The 13,522-nt window shown below is 69.5% G+C and carries 15 protein-coding genes; 10 read left to right on the forward strand and 5 right to left on the reverse strand.

The window, feature by feature from the left end:
- The first annotated feature begins 123 nt into the window (after nucleotides 1-123).
- The 6 genes from P3T37_RS18975 (at nucleotide 124) to P3T37_RS19000 (ending at nucleotide 4,663) form a co-directional block, all read left to right on the forward strand.
- A complete protein-coding gene (locus P3T37_RS18975; RefSeq protein WP_280724900.1) occupies nucleotides 124-789 on the forward strand; it encodes a DUF4097 family beta strand repeat-containing protein in 666 nt (221 codons plus the stop codon).
- 69 nt (nucleotides 790-858) lie between these two features.
- Complete coding sequence (locus P3T37_RS18980; RefSeq protein WP_280724901.1) at nucleotides 859-1,677, forward strand: alpha/beta hydrolase; 819 nt, start codon at nucleotides 859-861, stop codon at nucleotides 1,675-1,677.
- A gap of 136 nt (nucleotides 1,678-1,813) precedes the next feature.
- Nucleotides 1,814-2,017 (forward strand): hypothetical protein, encoded by a 204-nt coding sequence (locus tag P3T37_RS18985; RefSeq protein WP_280724902.1) that lies wholly within the window; start codon nucleotides 1,814-1,816, stop codon nucleotides 2,015-2,017.
- Nucleotides 2,001-2,516: a DUF6879 family protein gene (locus P3T37_RS18990; RefSeq protein ID WP_280724903.1), complete on the forward strand. Its 516-nt coding sequence runs from the start codon at nucleotides 2,001-2,003 to the stop codon at nucleotides 2,514-2,516. The genes P3T37_RS18985 and P3T37_RS18990 overlap by 17 nt, the downstream gene beginning before the upstream one ends.
- A complete protein-coding gene (locus P3T37_RS18995; protein WP_280724904.1) occupies nucleotides 2,513-3,340 on the forward strand; it encodes a helix-turn-helix transcriptional regulator in 828 nt (275 codons plus the stop codon). The genes P3T37_RS18990 and P3T37_RS18995 overlap by 4 nt, the downstream gene beginning before the upstream one ends.
- 141 nt (nucleotides 3,341-3,481) lie before the next feature.
- Nucleotides 3,482-4,663 (forward strand): methyltransferase domain-containing protein, encoded by a 1,182-nt coding sequence (locus tag P3T37_RS19000; protein ID WP_280724905.1) that lies wholly within the window; start codon nucleotides 3,482-3,484, stop codon nucleotides 4,661-4,663.
- Between the two features lie 99 nt (nucleotides 4,664-4,762).
- Here P3T37_RS19000 and P3T37_RS19005 read toward each other — a convergent pair whose 3' ends face one another.
- On the reverse strand, nucleotides 4,763-5,845 hold the full coding sequence (locus tag P3T37_RS19005) for a Scr1 family TA system antitoxin-like transcriptional regulator (protein ID WP_280724906.1): 1,083 nt from the start codon (nucleotides 5,843-5,845) through the stop codon (nucleotides 4,763-4,765).
- A 140-nt stretch (nucleotides 5,846-5,985) separates the two neighbouring features.
- On the opposite strand from P3T37_RS19005, the gene P3T37_RS19010 reads away from it, so the two are divergent.
- From P3T37_RS19010 to P3T37_RS19025, 4 genes are all read left to right on the forward strand, one after another.
- Complete coding sequence (locus P3T37_RS19010; protein WP_280724907.1) at nucleotides 5,986-6,216, forward strand: hypothetical protein; 231 nt, start codon at nucleotides 5,986-5,988, stop codon at nucleotides 6,214-6,216.
- Between the two features lie 87 nt (nucleotides 6,217-6,303).
- On the forward strand, nucleotides 6,304-6,468 hold the full coding sequence (locus P3T37_RS19015) for a hypothetical protein (RefSeq protein ID WP_280724908.1): 165 nt from the start codon (nucleotides 6,304-6,306) through the stop codon (nucleotides 6,466-6,468).
- 141 nt (nucleotides 6,469-6,609) lie between these two features.
- Nucleotides 6,610-8,037, forward strand: a complete 1,428-nt coding sequence (locus tag P3T37_RS19020) for an endonuclease/exonuclease/phosphatase family protein (RefSeq protein ID WP_280724909.1) — start codon at nucleotides 6,610-6,612, stop codon at nucleotides 8,035-8,037.
- An 11-nt stretch (nucleotides 8,038-8,048) separates the two neighbouring features.
- A complete protein-coding gene (locus P3T37_RS19025; RefSeq protein ID WP_280724910.1) occupies nucleotides 8,049-10,010 on the forward strand; it encodes a phospholipase C, phosphocholine-specific in 1,962 nt (653 codons plus the stop codon).
- A 61-nt stretch (nucleotides 10,011-10,071) separates the two neighbouring features.
- Here the strand turns inward: P3T37_RS19025 and P3T37_RS19030 are convergent, their stop codons facing one another.
- From P3T37_RS19030 to asnB, 4 genes are all read right to left on the reverse strand, one after another.
- A complete protein-coding gene (locus P3T37_RS19030; protein WP_280724911.1) occupies nucleotides 10,072-10,314 on the reverse strand; it encodes a hypothetical protein in 243 nt (80 codons plus the stop codon).
- Nucleotides 10,315-10,327: 13 nt separating this feature from the next.
- Nucleotides 10,328-10,936: a hypothetical protein gene (locus P3T37_RS19035; RefSeq protein ID WP_280724912.1), complete on the reverse strand. Its 609-nt coding sequence runs from the start codon at nucleotides 10,934-10,936 to the stop codon at nucleotides 10,328-10,330.
- A gap of 63 nt (nucleotides 10,937-10,999) precedes the next feature.
- A complete protein-coding gene (locus P3T37_RS19040) occupies nucleotides 11,000-11,596 on the reverse strand; it encodes an NAD(P)H-dependent oxidoreductase (RefSeq protein WP_280724913.1) in 597 nt (198 codons plus the stop codon).
- A gap of 66 nt (nucleotides 11,597-11,662) precedes the next feature.
- Nucleotides 11,663-13,513, reverse strand: coding sequence for an asparagine synthase (glutamine-hydrolyzing) (asnB, locus tag P3T37_RS19045; RefSeq protein WP_280724914.1), 1,851 nt, complete (start codon nucleotides 13,511-13,513; stop codon nucleotides 11,663-11,665).
- Nucleotides 13,514-13,522: the final 9 nt, after the last annotated feature.

The raw sequence follows: 13,522 nt of genomic DNA on the forward strand, positions 1-13,522 counted from the left end.
TGCAACGATAATGGGGGTTCTACCTGCGCTGATGCCGAATATACGCAACGAGCTTGTTGCCACATCCTTGAACGCAACGTAGCGTTTCTCAAGTCAGAAACAGAAGCGCACAAGGAGAGCACGATGCAGAAGTTCGACACCCCCACCCCGATCTCCGCCGTCCTCGACATCGCCGCCGGGCGCATCCAGTTCATCGCCGCCGACCGCACCGACACCACCGTCGAGGTCCGGCCCGCCGACCCCTCCAAGGGCCGCGACCGCAAGGCGGCCGAGCAGACCACGGTCGAATTCGCCGACGGCGTCCTGCGGATCCGCACCGCCGAGCCCGGGAACCAGTACTTCGGCCCCTCCGGATCCCTGGAGGTCACCGTCCAGCTGCCCGCCGGCTCCCACATCGAGGCCCACACGGCCGCCTGCGAACTGCGCGGCGTCGGCCGCCTGGGCGACGTCGCCTTCGAAGGCGCGTACCGGCACATCAAGATCGACGAGGCCGCGAGCGTGCGTCTCACCGCGGTCGACGGCGACGTCGAGGTCGGCCGGCTGGGCGGCCCCGCGCAGATCACCACCGCCAGGGGCGCCATCCGGATCGGCGAGGCCGCGCGCGGCGCGGTCGTGCTCCGCACCCAGATGGGCGACATCTCGGTCGCCGCCGCCCCTGGCGTCTCCGCCGCCCTGGACGCCGGAACCGGCCACGGCCGCATCAGCAACGCCCTCAAGAACGACGGCGCCACCGCACTCGACATCCGCGCCACCACCGGCCAGGGCGACATCACCGCCCGCAGCCTCTGAAGGCAGCACGTGCAAGGCCCGGAGAAAACCGAAGCCGTCCAGGACACCCAACGCGACCAGGTGGAACAGATGACGAAGAACAGCACTTCCTCGACCAGCTCGACGTGGACCGGCATGGTGCCGGTCGACGACACGGCCCTGGCCGTCACCGACACCGGCGGCCCCGGCATCCCCGTGGTCTACCTCAACGGCCAGTTCGCCACCCAGGGGTACTGGCGGCAGACCATCGCCCAACTGGGCACCGGGTGGCGGCACATCACCTACGACGAACGGGCCCGCGGCAGGAAATCGCAGCGTTCCGCGGACTACTCCTTCGAGGCCGCCGTCCGGGACGTCGACGCCGTCCTCGCCGCCAGGGGCGTGGACCGGGCACTGGTGGTGGGCTGGTCCTACGGGGCGTTCGTCGCGGCGCACTGGGCCAGCCGCAACCCGGAGCGTGCCCTGGGCGCGGTCCTGGTCGACGGCGCGTACCCCTACGACTGGCTCGACGATGCCATGGAGCAGCGGATCCGCAAGCTGTTCCGGCGGATGGGCTGGTTCACCCCGCTGCTGCGCCCCACCGGCCTGACCCCGCGGATGACCGCTGAACAGCAGGCCGACAGCAACATCGAGCTCGGCAGGCTCTCCCGCGAGCGCGAACTGGGCCCGGTGCTGGACAGCATCACCGTCCCGGTGCGGTACGTGGTCGCGTCGGGGGCCTCCCTCGGAAGCCGCGGAGACGAGCAGGAACGGATCCGTACCAGCCTCGACGCGGTCACCGCCCGCAACCCGAACATCCGGATCAGCGCGAAGGTCGCCAGCAACCACGGCGCGATCCTCAAGAAGGACGCCCCGGCCATCGCCGAAGCCGTACGCGAGGTCGCCGCCCTCGACCGCGACCGGCGCTGAAGACACGACCACGCACTCGCGCCTGAGCTTCCCTCGGCGACCTTTCCCGTCCTGGAAAGCCACGGTCCTTGACGGTGCGCCGGACGAGTCGGGAGCATCGGACCGGACAGGCGACGCGACCGAGGAGGGGAAGTCCGTGGCACTGGAGAAGCTGGTCAGCGACTGCCGCGAGGGGCCGTGCCCGACACTGTGGCGCACCGAGGAAGGGCGGTACATCGTTCAGGGCTACAAGGTGCTCGACGCCGACCGCCTCGCCCAACTCGGCCTCCCGGAGAACGAGACGGCCGTGGAGGTCACAGCAGAACTGCTGGAGGGGTTCTTCGGTGCTGCTCACGGGTGACGAATTCAATCGACTGTTCCAGACATTCGAGTCGTCGGCTTTCAAGATGGAGACGAGAGACCGTTACGACGTCGAGGGTGAGCGCGAAGAGTTCCAAGCCTTTCTCGACGGCGCGGACATGCCCGAGGACTGGGAGGACAGCCCTTGGGTACGGTCGATGACCGGAGCGGGCAAGCGCCTGCAACGAGTCCACATCCTTCGGTCCCCACTCAACGACTACCTCCGGTTCGAACTCGGCTGGGGCTACGTCGGAAACGTGAGGGCCGGCGAGGACATCCGCATCATCGACCTCGCCGACCGCGAGATCGACGGTTTGCCGGAGCACGACTTCTGGCTCTTCGACGACGCCCGGGTCTACCGCATGCACTACGGCGAGGATGACGAGTTCCTGGGGGCCGAACCACTGGGCGAGGAATCCCTGCCGAAGTACCGGGCGTACCGTGACGCGTCGTGGAAGCTGGCCGTCCCCTACGTCGAATACTGGCAGCAGCAAGCTTGACCGAGAAGGACAATCTGGACCTGGGAAAAGCCCTGCGGGCGCTTCGGACAGCATCGGGACTGACCGGTGAAGTCGTCGCCCGTAGAGCTGTCATGTCGTCCGGCAAGCTCAGCAAGATCGAGAACGGTCGAACACTGCCGACCGTCACCGACGTCGAGCTGATATTGACCGCCCTCGGCGTCTCCGAGGACGCCAAGGCCGCGTTCCTGGCGCAGGCCAGGGCAGCGGTTACCGAAGTGACGGCCTGGCGAGTACTACGCCGCATGGGGTCGTGGAAGCATCAACAGGCGATCAAGGCCATCGAGGCGCAGACAACCGTGCTCAGGATCTTTCAGGGCCAGCTGATCCCTGGCCTGCTCCAGACGCCGGAATACATGTCGGCGGTCTTCTCGCTTCTCCCCGGACAATCGGTTGAGTCCAGAGCAAAGACTGTGGCTGCCCGGATAGAACGGCAGGCGATCCTCTACGAGCCTACTGGCTCCTTTCATTTCCTGATCTGCGAACATGTCCTGCGATGGCTGATCTGCGACCAACTGGTCATGGCAACGCAGCTCGATCGCCTGATCTCACTCTCGCGCCTGCCGAATGTCGCTATCGGCGTACTTCCACTGATCCGGCGTATGCCAGACTTTCCGATGACCTGTTTCAGCCTGTACGACGACCGCCTGGTGATCGTGGAAACGTTCCACTCCGAGGTCACCACGCGAGATCCGAAGGACATCGGAACATACGTGAGAACGTTCGACCAGTTCGCATCGGTCGCCGTCTACGGTGACGAAATGCGGAGCTTGACCGAGAAGATCCGGGACCAGTTCTTGCCGTGACGGGAAAGCCCATGGCTTGCGGTCCCGGCTGCCTCTAGCTTGGTGGCTCACCCGGAGAAACCGAGACGTCCCGGGAGAGACCGACATCTAGAGGAGACAGCTCATGGGATGGGGAACCGGCAAGGGCGGCGGCAAGCACAAGTGACGACCATCCAGCACCAGCCGGAGCAGGCCGCCATGCGCGGCCTGCTCCAGGCCGTCAGCGACACCCTCGGCCACGCGGTGGCCCCCGAGTGGGTCGAGGCCGCGCATGCCACGCCTCGCCATCAATTCCTGCCGGAGCGGATCTGGTTGAACGACGGCAACGACACGTACATCCCCTGCGACCTCCAGGACAACCCGTCCGGGTGGTTCGCCGCCGCGTACGCCAACGCACCTGTGGTCACGCAGGTCTGTGACGGCCGGGAGCCGGAGGACGGCGAGGTGTGGCCGTCCTCCTCGGCGTCCGCGCCCTCGATCGTCCTCCAGATGCTCGAAGCCCTGGACGTCCAGGACGGCATGACGGCGCTGGAGATCGGTACGGGCACCGGGTGGAACTGCGCCCTGCTGTGCCACCATCTCGGCGACGCCAACGTGGTCAGCATCGAGGTGGATCCGGAGGTGATCGCGGGGGCCCGTACCAGTCTGGCCAACGCCGGTCGCCACCCGGAAGTCGTCTGTGCCGACGGCAGCCGGGGGTGGGAGCTCAGGGCGCCGTACGACCGCGTCCTGTTCACCTGCTCGGTGCGCCGCCTCCCGCTCCCGGTGCTCCAGCAGACCAAACCGGGCGGCGTCATCCTCACCCCCTGGGACAACCCGTGGATGACATGGGGGCTGCTCAGGCTCGCTGTCGGTGAGAACGGCACGGCGGTGGGCCGGTTCTCTCCGGACTCCGCGTTCATGACGATCCGACAGCAGCGCACCGACCTGCGGATCTTCCGGGACGTCGTATCCGAGGACCACGTTCCGGATCAGTCGGAGACGACGCTTGCGCGCCGGTGCGTGGTCGCGGGTGACGCAGGTTTCAGCGTCGGCATGCGCCTCGGCGATGTCTGGCACGCCTGGCAGGACTCGCCCATCGAGGGCGTGCACGACCGGTTGTGGCTGGCCACCACTGATGGCACGTCCTGGGCCGCCGTGGACCACGACGGGGGCGAGGAGGACAGGTTCACCGTCTACCAGTACGGTCCGCGCCGGCTCTGGGACGAGGCCGAAGCGGCGTACGCCTGGTGGGTGGAGAACGACCGCCCAGGTCCCGCGCGGTTCGGGATGACGGTGGTCCCCGACGGCAGCCACCGGGCGTGGCTGGACCGGCCGGCGAACGACTGGCAGTTGCGGGGGTAGGGCGGCCACGTGACTGGTGTTCACCTGCGGGCTGCTGGGGCACCGAAGCGGCCGGCCCTGCCCGCCGTGAGGGCAGGCCGGACCAGGGTGCGCACGTGCTCAGACGGTGCCGAACTCGTCGGTGGCGACGGCGTGGGTGAACGCGGACCAGGCGGCGGGGGTGAACGTCAGCTGGGGGCCCTGGCGGTCCTTGCTGTCGCGCACGGGAACCACGCCCTCGGGGGTGGCGAGGTTGAGGGCCACCTCAACGCACTCTCCGCCGTTGCCCTGGCTGTAACTGCTGGTCCGCCAAGCCGCCTTGCGGTTCGGGTACTGGACTGGCCCTGCTTGGCTGGTGATGGTCACGTTGCTGAGCCCTCTCATGACGCGGCGAATCAGGCGGGCGGAGTCCGGTGCGGACAGCACCTCTGACCTGAGCCGATCATAGAACCGGGAGTACCCCATGAGGACTTCTGGATCACTGACGAAATGGCCACGGCTCAGACTCTCCGAGTAGCCCCACTGCTCTCCGCGCGGCAGGCTCAGGAGGATCACGCCACCGTCCATGCCAGTGCGCTCGCCCAGCTCGAACTGGGCGATCTGGATGACGATGTTGGGGTGCCGCTCGCCGATCGTGAGCAGGCGTTCCAGCTGATCACGCATCACCAGCCTGCCGCCAACGTGGCTACGAATCGTGCCCTCGTCGAGGATGGCCACGACCTGCGGCCCACCCGGTACGAGGAAGCGCTTCTGTCGGCTCATGCGGGCAGCGACGCTGTTGGCGATGTCCCGATCGTCGGCGTCAGGCATAGCGAACCTGAAGAGCGTTCGGGCGTAGGCCGGGGTCTGCAACAGACCGGAGATGCGCTCGACGTGGTATCCCCGGATCAGCTCCGCTTGCGCCTCCAGCCGCGCGTACAGCTTGAACCAGTCCGGGTGCACCACCTCCCGCTGCCAGTCCACGTCCTTCCACGCCCGCACCAGCGCGCCGTCCGCCAGCAGCACCTCGTCCAGCCGCTCGACGTACTCCAGGCGCGGCACCCGTTCCGCCGCCTCGAAGCGGGACAACAGCGAGGCATCGCACGGCACTTGGCGCGCCAGGGCGGCGCTCGTCCAGCCCCGGCGCTCGCGCCAGTCGCGCAGTAGCCAGCCCCAGGCCTCCGGGGTCAGCGGGGGGTGTTCGCTCGAACGCCGTGGTGCCATGTCCCCACCTCTCGTCCGGATCCGTGACGCGAATCGCTGTCACGAGATCGATCTTTTCAAGCTACTACGCACTGCCGATGCTTGGTAGCAGAAAGCTACGAAAGGAGCGGGTGATGAACACCCCCAGCAATGATTCAAGATTGGCCGCGATCACGGCCCAGCTGCGCGAGGAGGCGCTGCGCGCCCTGGAGGACCTGCTCGCGGTCCTGCGCGCGGCCGGGATCACGCTGCCCTCGCTCGGGCTGGACACCGTGTCCGGGTTCACCGGGACGGTCCTGATCGAACTCGGGCGGGCCCGGCCCGACGTGGTGGCCGCCATCACCGCGCTGCTCCGCGACGGATTGAACGCACGTGCGCAGCAGCAGAGTTGAGCGCACCATGGGCCTGGTGGAAGCGCCGGCCCCAGCCCTGTCCGCTCGGCTGGCCGAACTGCCCGATCTGCCAGGGGAGCTGAGCCGGTGAGCCGGATGACACTGCGGGTCTACCGGGTCACCGCGGCCGGGCAGCGGGTGGAGCTGCGGCCCGAGGCAGCCGTGCGCCACTCGTCGCCCTGGGAGATCCGCAACACCCTCACCTGGCCTCCCTGCGCGTGCCGCCGGTGCCACCCGACTACTGCACGGTAGCTGGTTGCCCGTCAGCGAGTTTGGCGGATTCCCGACCCCAGGCCATGCGCTGTTCATGTGAAGTCCGTCAGCGGCCGGATGAATGAGGACATAGTTGTTCAGCCAACTCCCCTCACCCAGCCCCTGGCGGACAGGAACCCCGTGGCCTCCGGCAGCTCCCTCACCCTGACCACCCCCGGCAGTCTCACCGAAGGCGAGAAGCTCTCCTTCCACTGGACCACCGATGCCACCGACGCCAAGAACTGGGTCGGGATCTACGACGGCACCCGGCAGCCCGGTACCGGCTCCTCGCTGCTCTGGCAGTACACCCCCGGCGCCTCGGGCGACCTCACGCTCGACACCTCGGCGCTGACCGGCGGCCCGTACACCGCCTACCTGCTCGCCAAGGACGGCTACGGAATCCTGGCCCAGAGCGCGCCGTTCAGCTTCCAGCCGAAGCCCGCGGTGACCCCGCCGCACAGTGCGGTGGACGCGCTGACCAGCACGCAGGTCGCCCCCGGCGGCGCGGTCAGCGTCAAGCTCGGCGGCCTGTGGTCGCGGCCGGCCGGCAACCCGGCGGGCAGCGCGACGTTCCGCCGGGTCGGCGCGAGCTCCTGGCTGAACGTGGCCGCCGACGGGACCGTCACCGGCACCGCGCCCAGCTCGCCGCTCTCGCGGCCGGCCGTGCTCACCGTCGCCGTCAAGGACAGCACGGGCGCCACGGACACCGTCACCGTGCAGGTCCCGGTCGTCGACCCGAAGGCCCAGGCCAAGCAGACGCTCAAGGTGGCCAGTTGGAACCTCTGGGACGCCGGCACGCACAGCACCGACGCCCTGGAGAAGCAGCTGCGGGTGATCCTGGTCGAGGGCCTGGACGTGCTCGCGCTCCAGGAGACCGCCGGCACCAACGCCACGCTGCTCGCCGACGCACTCGGCTGGTACGCCTACCAGAGCCCGGGCAGCGTAGGCCTGTTGAGCCGCTACCCGCTCACCGCCGTCACCCCGGTGACCGCCGCGCTGCCCGCCGCCGGCGCCACCGTGCAGCTGCCGGGCGGCCGCAGCGTCCGCGTCTGGGCCGCGCACCTGGACGAGAACTCCTATGGCCCGTACGCCTTCCAGGACGGTCAGAGTGCCGCCCAGGTGACCGCCGCCGAGAGCGCCTCGCTGCGCTACCAGCAGACCCAGGCGCTGCTGGCCGCGATGAAGGCCGATCTGGCGGGCAAGGTCCCGGTGATCCTGGCCGGCGAACTGTCCTCGCCCTCGCACCTGGACTGGACCGTCGCGGCCCGCGGCACCCAGCTCAACTGGCCGGTCACGGAGGCACTTCAGGCCGCCGGGCTGACCGACGCCTTCCGCGAGGACCACCCGGACCCGGCGAGGATCCCCGGCAACACCTGGTCGCCGATCCGCAAGGTGCGGGGCAGCAAGCCCGAGCCGCAGGACCGGATCGACTACGTGCAGTACTCCGGCCGGCTGGAGCTGGTCGAGGCGCACACGCTGGTCACCGGCTGGCCCGCCGCCGACCCCAACTCTTCTGCCAACGGCTGGCCTTCGGACACCGCCGCCGCCGTCGCCACCTTCACCCTCTGAGAGGCCCCGACATGTCCGAGCTCAACCGCCGTACCTTCGTGGGCGCCGCGGCAGCGGCCGGAGCCGCCGCCGTCGTCGGCCTGCCCACCACCGCCGAGGCCAACTCCCCCAAGACTTCAGGCATAGCCGACGTCAAGCACGTGGTCATCCTGATGCAGGAGAACCGCAGCTTCGACCACTACTTCGGCTCGCTGAACGGCGTGCGCGGCTTTGGCGACAAGCAGGCGCTGCGCTTCCCCAACGGCGACTCGGTGTTCCGCCAGCCCGACGCCGGGCGCAGCGACGGCGGCGCGATGCTGCCGTACCGGATGGACACAACCAGGTACAACGCGCAGAACGCGGGCGGCCTCGCGCACGACTGGGCGACCGGCCACCAGGCGATCAACAACGGCGCGATGAACAAGTGGGTGGCCGCCAAGGGCGAGCGCACCATGGGCTACTTCACCCGCGCCGACATCCCTTACCAGTACGCGCTGGCCGACGCGTTCACGCTGTGCGACGCGTACTTCTGCTCGCTGGCCGGCCCCACCGACCCCAACCGGCTCTACCTGTGGACCGGCACCTCGGGACCGGGCAGGGACGGCACCACCGGTCCGTGGATCGACAACACCCCGGTGACGCAGAACCCGGTCGCCGACTGGACGACGTACGCCGAGCGCCTGGAGGCCGCGAAGATCAGCTGGCGGGTCTACCACAACCCCAGCGAGGACGACCGCACCGGCGACTACGACGACAACGCCCTGTCGTACTTCAAGCAGTTCCACAACTTCCCGACCACGGACCCGCGTTACATCAACGCGATGACCAAGTTCGACCTCACCGCCTTCGACGCGGACTGCAGGGCGGGCACGCTGCCGACCGTCTCCTGGATGGTCGCGCCGTACCTGTTCTGCGAACACCCCAACGCCAGCCCGGACTACGGCGCCTGGTGGGTCAACTCGGCGCTGCAGTCGCTGATGTCGAACCCGGAGGTGTGGAAGCACACCGTCTTCCTGGTGATGTACGACGAGAACGACGGCTACTTCGACCACATGGTGCCGCCCACCCCCGAGCCCGGCACCGCCGAGGAGTTCACCCAGGGCCGGGCGATCGGCCTGGGCAACCGGGTGCCGCTCTGGGTCGCCTCGCCCTGGTCGCGCGGCGGGTACGTCAACTCGCAGGTCTTCGACCACACGTCGGTCCTGCGCTTCCTGGAGGTGGTGACCGGCGTCCAGGAGCCGAACATCTCGCAGTGGCGCCGGACCGTCTGCGGCGACCTCACCAGCTGCTTCGACTTCACGAAGCCCGACTACTCGATCCCCGCCCTGCCCGACACCAACGCCCTGATGGCCAAGGCCGACGCCGGCGCCTCGCTGCCGCCCGTCGCGCTGCCCGCGCCGGGTGCTCAGTCACTGCCCGTCCAGGAGAGCGGCACCCGCCCGCACCGGCCGCTGCCGTACCGCCCGTGGGCGGACGTGGACGTGGACCGCGAGAGCGGCAAGGTGACCTGCACACTGACCAACTTCGGTTCGGCGGGCTACCACTTCACGGTCTACCCGAACATCGCGCAGCCGTTCGCCGGCACCCCGTTCACCGTGCCGGCCGGCGCCAGTCGGACCTACGTCTGGGACGCCTCCACCACCGACGGCCGCTACGACTTCACCGTGCACGGCCCCGACGGCTTCGTCGCCGCCTTCGCCGGCACGGTGACCCGGCTGGAGCAGGAGGACGTCCCCGTCCCGATCGTCAGCGCCGACCTGCGCGACCCCAGGACGATCCGCCTGATCCTCGCCAACGACGGTGAGGGCCCGGTCAGTTTCACCGCGAGCCCGAACGACTTCGCCGGCACCGTTCAGACCGTCTGGGTCGACTCCGGTCGCACCACGAAGATCGACTGGCCGCTCGACGCCACCGGCCACTACGACGTCACCGTCACCGCCGGCACCGGCACCCGCTTCGCCCGGCGCTACGCGGGCACGGCCCACAGCTCCTGACGCACAGCGCGCTGAGTCGGCCCTGCCCTTCCCACACCCCAGCGGAAAGGGCCGGGCCGGCTCAGCTCCGCTGCCCGAAGACGGCGGCGATGACGAAGACCAAGCCCCCCAGCACCACTCCCCACCCCACCTGGCGCGGGTCTCCGGAGTCCGGGCCGAACATGCCCCGCAAGCCCCCGCGTTGCCGCGACGCGTCCGCCTGCGCCTTCATCCTGGTGCTGATTCCGCGGTAGTCCCAGGCCAGGAGCAACCCGAGGCCCATCACGGCCGTTCCGGCCAACGCGAACACCACCCGCAGCAGCATGAGCCACCAGCTCTCAGAGGTTGATGTCGATCTCGATGTCGGGCCGCCAGAAGGCCTGCCGCTGCGCGATCGCGCCGTCGCCGATCTCGTTCCAGTACGGGTCGATGTCGTGGCAGTTGGGCAGGCCGACGCCGACCAGCCAGGTGAGCAGCAGCTTGTCGCCGTGCACCCCGGGGATGGCGTCGCGGGCGGCGGCGGCCTTCAGGGCGTCGTAGTTGCTCTTCAGGCCGCCCTTCTTGGCGAAGCCGGACCCGGCTCCGACGGCGACCAGCGGGTGGTGCTTGTACTTGGTGACGAATCCGGCGGCGATCGCCTCGTGGGAGCCGTTGAGGACGGTGGTGACCGTCTTCCCCTTCTCGCAGAACACCATGTACAGGTAGCCCTTGGCGCTCGCGTAGGCAGCGATCGCGGGGCCCTTGGTGTCCCGGGACATGGTCTGGGCGATGACGTCCATGGCGCCGGGGACGTCGAGCTTCGATTCGAGCATCCGCCACCCCCCGCCGAACTCGTACTCCTCGCCCGTGTTGCCCGCCGTCAGCGGCAGCTGGCCGATGGGCAGGTCGGACTTGACGATGATGAAGATGGTGTCGGTGAGGTCGATCTCTCCGTCGGTCTCAGTCATGGCCGCATGCTACTGAGAATGATCATGTTTTGATAGATCGTCAGGAGTGATTCGCCCCAGCACTCACTTGCCGTACGGCTGCTCGGCCCGGGCCTGCCGCAGCGCCTCGCCCCACCAGGTCAGCTGGTTCAGCATGCCGGTGGCGGCGCCCTCCGCGACGGTGGAGTCGACCAGCTCGCCCTGCGCGTCGAAGCGCTCCCACACGGAGTGGAAGCTGACGCTGTCCCGCACGGTCATGGCGTGCAGCTCGGCGAAGATCAGCCGCAGCTGCTCGACGGCGCGCAGGCCGCCGCCGAGGCCGCCGTACGAGACGAACCCGACCGGCTTGGCGTGCCACTGGACGTTGTGCAGGTCGATGGCGTGCTTGAGCGCGGCGGGGAAGCTGTGGTTGTACTCGGGGGTCACCACCACGAAGGCCTCGGCGTCGGCGAGCCGCGCCGTGAGGTCGGCGAGCACGGCCGCCTGCTCGGGTGCGTGGGTGCCGCCCATGATGGCGGGCAGCGGGTGCTCGCCGAGGTCGCCCAGGTCGATGAAGTCGATCTTGAAGTCGCCGCGCTGCTCGGCGAAGCGAGTGAACCAACGGGCCACGATGGGGCCGAAACGGCCCTCGCGGTTGCTGCCGAGTATGACGGCGAGGCGCAGCGGAGCGTCGACGGACATGGTTCTCCCCCTGAAGCTGACGGTTGACGAACAACGTACAACGATCACGGGGATGGGGACAACGCCTCACAGCTCCAGGCGCACCGGGTACTGCCGCAGCCAGGAGTCCATGGCCAGCACCAGTTCGGCTGCCTGCCGCGAACTCTCGGCCGCACCCTCGTCCTTGACGGCCAGCCGGACGGCCTCGACGTCGAGGAGCGCGTGCAGCGGGGAGTCTGCGCGGTCCAGGACCGCGCCCAGGCCCTGGCGCAGCGTCCTTGCGTAGCCAGGGTCCTGGGTCAGCGGGTAGGGGCTCTTCACCCGCTCGGCCACCGCCGCGGGCAGCAGGTCGGCGGCGGCAGCGCGCAGCAGGCTCTTCTCCCGCCCGTCGAAGGTCTTCATCGACCAGGGGGTGTTGAAGGCGTACTCCACGAGGCGGTGGTCGCAGAACGGCACCCGGACCTCCAGCCCGCAGGCCATGCTGAGCCGGTCCTTGCGGTCGAGCAGGAAGGGCACCGACCGGGTGAGGTGCAGGTGGCAGAACTCGCGCATCCGGCGCTCGGGGGCCGACTCGCCCTCCAGGCGCGGTACGGCCCGCAGCGCCTCGCGGTAGCGCGCGGCGCGGTAGCCGTCGAGGTCGAGTTCGCGCAGCAGACCCGGGGCGAGGAACGCCTCGCGCGGAGCGGTGCCCGGCGGCGAGGCCAGCCGCAGGGCGGCCAGCCAGGGGAAGTCGGCGGCGGCGGTGACCTGGGGGTGGTGGAACCACCAGTAGCCGCCGAAGAGTTCGTCGGCGGCCTCGCCGGAGAGGGCCACCGTGGAGTGCTGCCGGACCTGTTGGAACAGCAGGTAGAGCGAGGTGTCACTGTCACCGAGCCCGATCGGCAGGTCGCGGGCGCGGATCACCGCGTCCCAGTGCCGCGGGTCGGTGAGCGCGGCGGTGTCCAGGACGGCTTCGCTGTGCAGGGTCCCGGCGTGGGCGGCCAGCGCGCGGGCGTACGGGCCGTCGGGGCTGGCGCGCTGCGGGTCGGGGGTGAAGTTCTCGGTGTGCTGGACGAAGTCCAGGGCGAACGACCGCAGTTGGCCGCCGCCCTGCCGGTACAGGTGCCGGGCGGCCAGCGCGGTGATGACGCTGGAGTCGAGGCCGCCGGAGAGCAGCGTGCTCAGCGGGACGTCGGCCACCAGCTGCCGGGCCACGATGTCCTCCAGCAGCGCGCGCACGGTGGCCACCGTGGTGTCCAGGTCGTCGGTGTGCTCGCGGGCCTCCAACTCCCAGTACGGCTGCTCGCGCAGGCCTGCGCGGGTGACCAGGACGGTGTGCCCGGGCCGGACTTGGCGCATCCCGCGGTAGACGGCCCGGCCGGGGGTCACGGTGAACCCGAGGAGTTCGCGCAGCCCGTCGAGGTCGACGGCGGCCTCGACCTCGGGGTGGGCCAGCACCGCCTTGGGCTCGGAGCCGAACAGCACGCCGTCGGCGGTGGGATGGTAGTAGAGCGGCTTGATGCCCAACCGGTCGCGGACCAGCAGCAGTTCCTGGGCCCGCGGGTCCCACAGGGCGAAGGCGTACATGCCGTTCAGCCGGGTGACACAGGAGTGCCCCCACTCCAGGAAGGCCCGCAGCACCACCTCGGTGTCGCTGCGGGTGCGGAAGTGGTGGCCCAGGGAGCGCAGTTCGGCCCGCAGCTCCTGGTGGTTGTAGACCTCGCCGCTGTAGCTGAGCACGAGCAGCGTGCGGCCGTCCTGCTCGGCGGTCATCGGCTGGGCGCCGCCGTCCGGGTCGATGACGGCCAGCCGGCGGTGGCCGAGGGCGGCGTGCGGCCCGTTCCACAGCCCGCCGGCGTCCGGCCCGCGCGGGGCCAGCGAGGCGGTCATGGCGGCGATCTCCTCGGTCCGGGCGCTCAGGTCCCGGTCGAAGGAGATCCATCCGGCGATCCCGCACATAGCGGTCCC

The sequence above is a fragment of the Kitasatospora sp. MAA4 genome (assembly GCF_029893355.1).
Classification (GTDB): Bacteria; Actinomycetota; Actinomycetes; order Streptomycetales; family Streptomycetaceae; genus Kitasatospora.